Source organism: Lapillicoccus sp., from assembly GCF_039935575.1.
In the GTDB taxonomy this organism is placed as follows: Bacteria; Actinomycetota; Actinomycetes; order Actinomycetales; family Dermatophilaceae; genus Lapillicoccus.
On the sequence record NZ_JBDTKA010000102.1, the window covers coordinates 21,389 to 28,828 of the forward strand.

Sequence of the window (7,440 nt, forward strand, 5' to 3'; positions counted from 1 at the left end):
GCCCTCGGCCCCATGACACCACGGCATTGGAACACCGGCGATCCGACGGGTCACGCACTGGCGACAGGATCACGAACAGCGCGACGGCCACGGCATCATGCCAGTCCCCCACCCCCGTGACGCGGGATGCGCTTGCGTCTTCCGGTCCTGTGCCACGCTTCCCCCATGACGGGAGACGCCGTGGGCACGGTCGCCCACTCGGCGCCGGGACAGCACACGCGCGAGCAGCGGGCGTGGTACTTCTACGACTGGGCGAACTCGGCTTACGTCACGACCACCGCGACCGTACTGATGGCGCCCTACCTCACCTCAGTTGCGACAGCCGCTGCCTGCCCCGACCTGGCCGAGGGCGCCTCGTGCACGCAGACCCTCGACGTCGTCGGCGTACCGATCGACCCAGGGTCGCTGTTCGCCTACACCGCAACCGTCTCGACGGTCATCTCCGCGATCGTCCTGATCGTCGTCGGCGGAATCGCGGACCGCAGCCCCCACCCGACCCGGATGCTCGCCGGGTTCGCCTGGCTCGGGGCGATCGCGGCCAGCCTGATGTTCTTCGTCCTGGGCACGAACTGGCAGCTCGGGGTGGTCCTGCTCATCGTGGCGAACCTGGCCCTCGGGTCGTCGCTGGTGATCTACGACTCGTTGCTCGTGCGGATCGCCGTGCCCGACGACCGCGACCGGGTCTCGTCCCGCGGATGGGGCTTCGGTTACCTCGGCGGCGGCATCCTGCTGGCGTTGAACTTTTTGCTCGACATCTTCCACGCCAAGCTCGGACTGGACCGGGCCACGTCCACGCGGGTCAGCCTGTTGTCCGCCGGGATGTGGTGGGGCGGGTTCACGCTCATCCCTGTCCTTGGGCTGCGGCACGTCGCCGGCACCCTTGCGACTCCGGTCGAGCGGACCAAAGGGGTCGTCGCCGGGAGCTTCGCCCAGCTCGCCGACACCTTCCGCGAGCTGCGGCTGTTCCCACAGACGATGCTCTTCCTGCTCGCCTACCTGTTCTTCAATGACGGGATTCAGACGGTCATCGGCAACTCGAGCCTGTATGGCATCGAGGAGCTGCAGTTCTCCCAGCAGACAGTGCTCGGGGTGTTCCTCTTCGTGCAGTTCGTCGCGTTCGGGGGGTCGGTGCTGTTCGGGCGCATCGCCGGGCGTATCGGTGCCTGGCGGACGGTGCTCTGGAGCCTGGGTGTGTGGACGCTCATCGTGGTCGTCGCCTTCTTCGTCCCGGCCAAGTCCCTCGTGCTTTTCGTCGCGCTGGCGCTGTTCATCGGTCTCGTGCTCGGAGGCAGCCAGGCGCTGTCCCGCTCGCTCTACAGCCAGCTGATCCCGCGAGGTAGAGAGGCGGAGTTCTTCAGCCTCTACCAGGCTATGGAGCGCGGCACGAGCTGGTTCGGGACGCTGACCTTCGGGTTGGTGCACCAGTTCACCCACTCCTACCGGTGGGCCATCGTCGCGCTCGTTGTCTTCTTCGTCGTCGGCGGTCTCATCCTGTCGCGGGTCCGGATGCGCGAAGGGATCCTGGCCGCCGGCAACGAGGTACCGGCCATCGTCTGACCCCGTCCCACCGTGGGTGACTGAGCGCCGACTGCGTCCGTTCCAGTCGCTTGTGAAATACATCACAAATCAGTGTCGATTCGCTGTGCAGCCGACCGTGGTCGGAACAAACGCATCCGACCAGAGCGTTGGCACCGAATGAGTGATATGGAGAGCTCCAAGCTCTCCGCTCCGTGCCAGTCACGGGCGCCACAGCGTTTGGGGAGGATGACAATGGCTGACAGAGCACTTCGAGGGACCCGGCTGAGTACGTTCAGCATGGAGTCCGAGGTCAACGTGGTGCCCAGCGAGCGCCGCATCACGACGTACGTGTGCCCGCTGGGACACCGGATCGAGCTGCCCTTCAGCGTCGAGGCCGATGTGCCTTCGGTGTGGGAGTGCCGCTGCGGCAACGAGGCAAAGCTCCTCGACGGCCCTGAGCCGGAGAAGAAGGAGACCAAGCACATCCGCACCCACTGGGACATGCTGCTCGAGCGTCGCTCGATCCCTGAGCTGGAGGAGCTGCTCGAGGAGCGGCTCACCCTGCTGCGGGCTTCGCGCGGTGAGAAGCCGACAAGCAAGCGCAGCGCCTGACCTCCACACTCTGACGACGGCCCGCCACCCGATTTCGGGGGCGGGCCCTCGTCACGAGTCGGCTATGCGCCAGGCGGGAGATCGTCAGAGGGCCTCTCTCTCGATGACCTGGCCCTCGATGACGTCACCGGCAGCACCAGCCCCACCGGCTGGTCCGGCCGGGCCGCCGGGCCAGCCACCGACCGTGCCCGCCAGGAGCCTCCGGGCGACCGCGGCCTCGAGCAGTCCGCGAGCCAGCGGCCGGGTGAACGGCAGGACGAGAAAGAACCCCAGGACGTCGGTGAGGAAGCCAGGCGCCAGCAGCAGCACGCCTCCGACGAGGACCAGCGCCGCGTCGGCCAGCTGACGTGACGGCATCCGTCCCGAGGTGAGGGCCTCCTGCAGCCCCTGCCACGACCTGCTGCCCTCACGTCGCACGAGCCAGGCGCCGAACGCCGACTCGGCCAGCAGGAGCGCGAACGTCGGCCAACCCCCGATCGCCCGCCCGACCGCGATGATGACCACGACCTCGAGCAATGGAACGACGAGCAGGAGCAGCACGAGCAGCAGCGACCAGCGGCGCGGACGCGAGCTGCCCCCGGGCATACGCCTGCGTCCCTGCGATCTCCGTCGCTCCGATCCCCGTCCCTGCTCGTAGGTCACAGCTGGTGCCACGCCCCCTCCCGACGTCGGGTCTGCCGCGCCAGCACGGCGCTGCGGACCTGCTCGCTGCGATGGATGAACGCCCACCGGCTCACGTTGACCATCGCCTCGGAGACGATGCTGCCGCTCATCTTGGACTCGCCGACCTCGCGCTCGACGAACCGGATGGGTACTTCGACGATGGTCATCCCCGCCTGCACCGCACGCCAGGTCATGTCCACCTGGAAGCCGTAGCCCTGCGAGTCGACGGCAGACAGGTCGAGCCGGCGCAGCGCCGAGACGCGGTAGACCCGGTAGCCGCCGGTTGCGTCGTTGACCGACATCCCGAGCATGCCCTTGACGTAGAGGTTCCCGCCCATGCTCAGCACCTTGCGGTGGAACGGCCAGTTGACCACCGAGCCGCCCGGCACCCAGCGTGAGCCGATCACCACATCGGCGTCGGCCGCCGCGGCCAGCAGGTCGGGCAGCTGCTCGGGGCGGTGCGAGCCGTCGGCATCCATCTCGACCGCTGCGTCATAGCCCCGCTGCAGAGCCCAGGCGAACCCAGCGAGGTATGCCGCGCCGAGGCCGGCCTTGGTCTGCCGGTGCAGGACGTGTACGGCCGGGTCGCCTCCCGCGAGACCGTCTGCCACAGCGCCCGTGCCGTCCGGCGATGAGTCGTCGAGGACGAGGACGTCCGCGTTGGGCGAGGAGGCGCGCACGCGCGCCACGATCAGCGGCAGGTTCTCCCGCTCGTTGTAGGTCGGGATGAGCACAAGCACGCGCCGCAGGGGTGGGCGAGAGGCGTGGCCGGGGCTGTGGTTCACGGGCGGGTTCCTTGGTGGGTCGAGCCTTGGTGGGTCGAGCGTTGCTGGGTGGAGCGTTGGTGGGCGGAGCGTTGGTGGGTGGAGCGGCGCGGCCGCACGGTCAGCGCCAGCAAGATGACGAGCGCGATGCAGCCGGCGTACTCCGGCCACGGACCGACCCTGGTCGCCAGCGTTACGGTGGTTCGCAAGGGCAGGGCACCCGACAGCACGTCTTGGGTGAACAACGACGTGACCTGGTGCGGCGTTCCGTCGGGGGTGATCAGCGCGCTCACGCCCACGGTCGACACGTGGACGATCGAACGACCGTGCTCCATGGCCCGGATGCGGGAGATCGCCAGCTGCTGCACCGACTCGGACGTATACCCGAAGGTGGCGTTGTTGGTCTGGACGAGCAGCAGGTTCGCGCCGAGCTCGACGTTCTCGCGGACCAGGTCGTCGTAGGCCACCTCGAAGCAGATCGTCGGTCCGGCGACGATCTCACCCCCGGACGCCGCCGGGACGCGGAACAAAACGGGATTAGGTCCGGGCACGAAGTCGGCGCGGACGAGGTCGACCTTGTCGCTGAAGATGCGGAAGAAGTCGCGGTTCGGGATGTACTCGGCGAACGGAACGGGGTGCTGTTTGACGTAGGTCTGCACGATGCCCTGGCCCGGGAGGTAGAGCATCGAGACGTTCGAGATGTTCGGCGCGGGCTGCTCCAGCAACGTGCCGACGACCAGCGGCGCCCCCAGGGCGTCCACGGCGCGAGTGATCTGGTCGGCCGCATCCGGGTTGCGGGTGGGGTCGATGTCCGAGGAGTTCTCCGGCCAGACGACCAGGTCCGGTCGCGCACGAGTCCCGGCGTCGACCTGAGCGGCCGCGTCGAGGGTGGCCTGGACGTGGTTGTCCAGGACCTGGCGGCGTTCCTCGTTGAACTCCAGTCCCGGACGCGGGACGTTGCCCTGGACGGCCAGGACGCTGGCGGAAGCCCCGTCTGTCGGCAGCGGGACGAGCAGGCCGCAGACGCCGACCGCGAGGACACCGATGGTTCCGAAGATGAACTGGCGGCTCTGGGCCGCGGCCCCACGCGGCGTGGGTCTCGTCCCCCCCGGCACGCGGGAGAAGTGCACGACCGCGGCGGCGAGCAGACCGCCGCACAACGCCACCGCGAAGGTCACCAGCGGAGCACCACCGACCGCCGCCAGCCGTCCCATCGGGGAGTTCGCCTGGCTGAAGGCGAGCCTGACCCAGGGAAACCCGCCGTAGGGCAGCCGGTCGCGCAGCGCCTCCTGGCCGACCCAGACGAGAGCGACGACCACAGGCCTGATCCGAGGAACGCGGGCAGTGGGCTCTCGGCGGTCGCTCCAGCTCGTCGAACGGCTCTGCAGCCACGCGCAGACCGCTCCGAGCAGGGCGGTGAACAACGCTTGGCACACCGTCAGGCCGAGCCAGGGCACGACGCCCACGACACTGCCCGCCCAGCTCAGCGAGTACCCGAAAAACACCAGCCCGGCCACCAGCCCGAGGAGAGCACCCGCTCGCCCGCTGGCGCCGCAGGTCGCGACCGCGAGGACAGCGACAGCGACCGGCGCGAGGGGCCAGATGCCGAGACCCGGGAACGCCACGCACAGCAACGCCCCCGAGACGAGGGCGAACACGAGGCGTAGGGGCAACCGCACGGCGTAACGGTAACCGCGCCAGCCGTGACGCCTGTATGCGTTCAGCCAAGAATGAAGGCTGGTGACGGGAACAGCCGACGTCGAGCCGACGATGAACGAGCTGCGGATCGTGCACGGTATGGAGTCGAGAGCACTGAAGTCGTTCTTCCCCTGTTCGAGGAGGCCGTCGCAGACGACCCCCGACGAGTCAGGAAGAAGACCGTGGCAGAAGGGTTGCCTGCGCCCCCGGGCACCGATCATCATGAGGTAACCGTGAAATCGTCAGCCTGAGGGGGGCCCGTCCATCGTGACCGACCAACTACGAAGTGGACTGATCGGTGGTCTCATCGCCGCAGTGATCTGGATGATCATCACCGTTCTCGTCGAGATGAGCAAGGCGGCGATCGTCGGCGGCGGTTTGGCACTTCTGGTCGGGACGATGCTTATTTCCACCGCGATCTCCACGATCATCAGCAAGCGCGCCGGAGCCCGCACGCACTGATCAGGTGATCGGCGCTCGCGACCCTCGCCGGGACCATCCACGGGTGCGGCAGCACGTCCCGCGGACGCGCGTCGTCAGGTGAGGTGCCTGCGTGGGCGGAGTCCAAGTGCTGGGCCCAGGATAAGAAAACCGAGGACAACGAGCATGGCCTGGATGCCGGCGGTGGTCAGCGCGGTGGCGAGCGTTCCGTGGTCGGCGTGGTCCCACACGAAGGCTGTGACCGAGGCCACGACGATGGTCGGCGGGAGCAGTCTGGCGGGCTGCACATGAGGAAGTGTGAGACCGGACAGCGTGCCGAGGTCCGTCAGGGGTGAGCGGACCCGGAGCTGTCGAGCAGCCGGGAGTCCTCGGATGATGGATCGGGTGCCCAACACGCTCAGCCCAGCCATCGCGGCCAGGACCGGTCCGGCGAGCAGCAGGACCGGTGATCCCTGTCCGGGAACTGCCCCACCGGCGGCGAACAACGTGACACCGGCGGCCAGCAAGGCGCAGGCGTTGCGCCGACATAGCAGTGCCACGTCCGGCGCGGTGGTGTGCCGTCGACGCAGGGCAGCAGCCTGCAGCGTGGCCAGCGCCGCGCATACCGCTGCGGTTTGCGCCGCAGCGAAGAAGGCGATCGCCCAGCCGGCCGGTGCGGTCGCCCCCGTGTCCGAGGAGTGCAGCAGGGCCAGCGTTGATCCGGCGACGGCGAGCACACCAAGGACCGTGGCAACGGTGGCGTGTTGCGCCTGCCGCGCGGCGACCTCGGTGTTGAGGGAGGCCGCGATGTCCTCGGCGGTGCCGAACCGTCGGACCGCCTCTTCAGGTCCGTACTGTGCGGACGCGTCCTGGAGATGATCGCGGCATTCTGTCAACAACCGACGTCGCATCCGCCCCCGCACGTGCAGCAGTCGCTGCAGCCGGTGCAGGTAGTCATCGATGGTGGTCATGCCAGTCCTGCGATGACGCGATCGACGGCGCCGGAGAACCGCCGCCACTCTTCGGCCGACTCGGACCTGGCATCCCGACCGGCCGGGGTGAGCTGGTAGACCCGGCGTCGCCGGCCGTCGACGATGTTCCAGGTGCTGGTCACCAGGTCCGCGCGCTCGAGACGTTGGAGTGCCGGGTAGAGCGACCCCTCCGGGACGCCGAACGTGCCCCCGCTGCGCTCGTCGAGGCGTTGGGACAGTGCGTACCCGTGTCCTGGCTCTTCGGTCAGCACGGCCAACAGCAGGCGGTCGAGATGGCCACGCAGAAGATCGGATCTCATGGAGCGACCATACCAAGGCTGTCTAGGCATCGCCCTGATGCGGCCTCGCGGCGTGGTCGCGTCGAGACGTCGCGGCGGTGGCGATCTCCTGCGGCGTAGCTCCGGTCCAAGGTGCCCGGTCTCCAGGGCTGGACACGGGGCCCGGGAAGAGCCAAGGCGGCCCACGACGCCGTTGGGACCAACCCCCGGCCGGCAGGCGGTCGGTCGGCGGGCTGTTGTCTACTGAGCGTCGTGGGCCGTCGAGGCGTCCACCAGCCGTCGTTCGGGGCCTGAGCTCATGCCGCGTCAGGCAAGCCTGGCGCGGTCGGCGGCTGCGCGCGCAAGCCGCCGAGAACTCCCTTCCGCGACACTCCCCGAGCCCCACTGACGACCGTCCGGGTGAACGACCGGGCCCCAAGTTACTCGGCAGGCGAGAGGTGTCAACCCGGCGCTGACCTGCGACAACGCGCATCGTCGCAGGTCAGCGGCACACGC

At 68.7% G+C, this 7,440-nt stretch carries 8 protein-coding genes; 3 read left to right on the forward strand and 5 right to left on the reverse strand.

Annotated elements, in window-relative coordinates; genetic code table 11:
- The first annotated feature begins 165 nt into the window (after nt 1-165).
- Both ABI385_RS12540 and ABI385_RS12545 read left to right on the forward strand, forming a co-directional pair.
- A complete protein-coding gene (locus ABI385_RS12540; RefSeq protein WP_348104083.1) occupies nt 166-1,557 on the forward strand; it encodes an MFS transporter in 1,392 nt (463 codons plus the stop codon).
- Nucleotides 1,558-1,770: 213 nt separating this feature from the next.
- Nucleotides 1,771-2,130, forward strand: coding sequence for an RNA polymerase-binding protein RbpA (locus ABI385_RS12545; protein WP_348104084.1), 360 nt, complete (start codon nt 1,771-1,773; stop codon nt 2,128-2,130).
- 84 nt (nt 2,131-2,214) lie between these two features.
- On the opposite strand, the gene ABI385_RS12550 is transcribed toward ABI385_RS12545, so the two are convergent.
- From ABI385_RS12550 to lnt, 3 genes are read right to left on the reverse strand one after another with little or no spacing between them, the layout of a single operon-like run.
- A complete protein-coding gene (locus ABI385_RS12550) occupies nt 2,215-2,715 on the reverse strand; it encodes an FxsA family protein (protein ID WP_348104085.1) in 501 nt (166 codons plus the stop codon).
- A gap of 53 nt (nt 2,716-2,768) precedes the next feature.
- Entirely contained in the window at nt 2,769-3,578 is an 810-nt protein-coding gene (locus ABI385_RS12555; RefSeq protein WP_348104086.1) for a polyprenol monophosphomannose synthase, read from the reverse strand.
- Nucleotides 3,575-5,479 carry an apolipoprotein N-acyltransferase gene (gene lnt / locus ABI385_RS12560; RefSeq protein ID WP_348104087.1) on the reverse strand — a complete coding sequence of 635 codons (1,905 nt, stop codon included), beginning with the start codon at nt 5,477-5,479 and terminating at the stop codon, nt 3,575-3,577. The genes ABI385_RS12555 and lnt overlap by 4 nt, the downstream gene beginning before the upstream one ends.
- A gap of 43 nt (nt 5,480-5,522) precedes the next feature.
- Between lnt and ABI385_RS12565 the strand changes: the two genes are divergently transcribed.
- The gene (locus tag ABI385_RS12565; protein WP_348104088.1) at nt 5,523-5,717 is read left to right on the forward strand and encodes a hypothetical protein; all 195 of its coding nucleotides are present in this window, start codon (nt 5,523-5,525) and stop codon (nt 5,715-5,717) included.
- Nucleotides 5,718-5,791: 74 nt separating this feature from the next.
- On the opposite strand, the gene ABI385_RS12570 is transcribed toward ABI385_RS12565, so the two are convergent.
- Together ABI385_RS12570 and ABI385_RS12575 are read right to left on the reverse strand one after the other, a co-directional pair.
- The gene (locus ABI385_RS12570) at nt 5,792-6,646 is read right to left on the reverse strand and encodes an HAAS signaling domain-containing protein (protein WP_348104089.1); all 855 of its coding nucleotides are present in this window, start codon (nt 6,644-6,646) and stop codon (nt 5,792-5,794) included.
- Entirely contained in the window at nt 6,643-6,966 is a 324-nt protein-coding gene (locus ABI385_RS12575; RefSeq protein ID WP_348104090.1) for a helix-turn-helix transcriptional regulator, read from the reverse strand. Before ABI385_RS12575 ends, ABI385_RS12570 begins: the two co-directional genes overlap by 4 nt.
- Nucleotides 6,967-7,440: the final 474 nt, after the last annotated feature.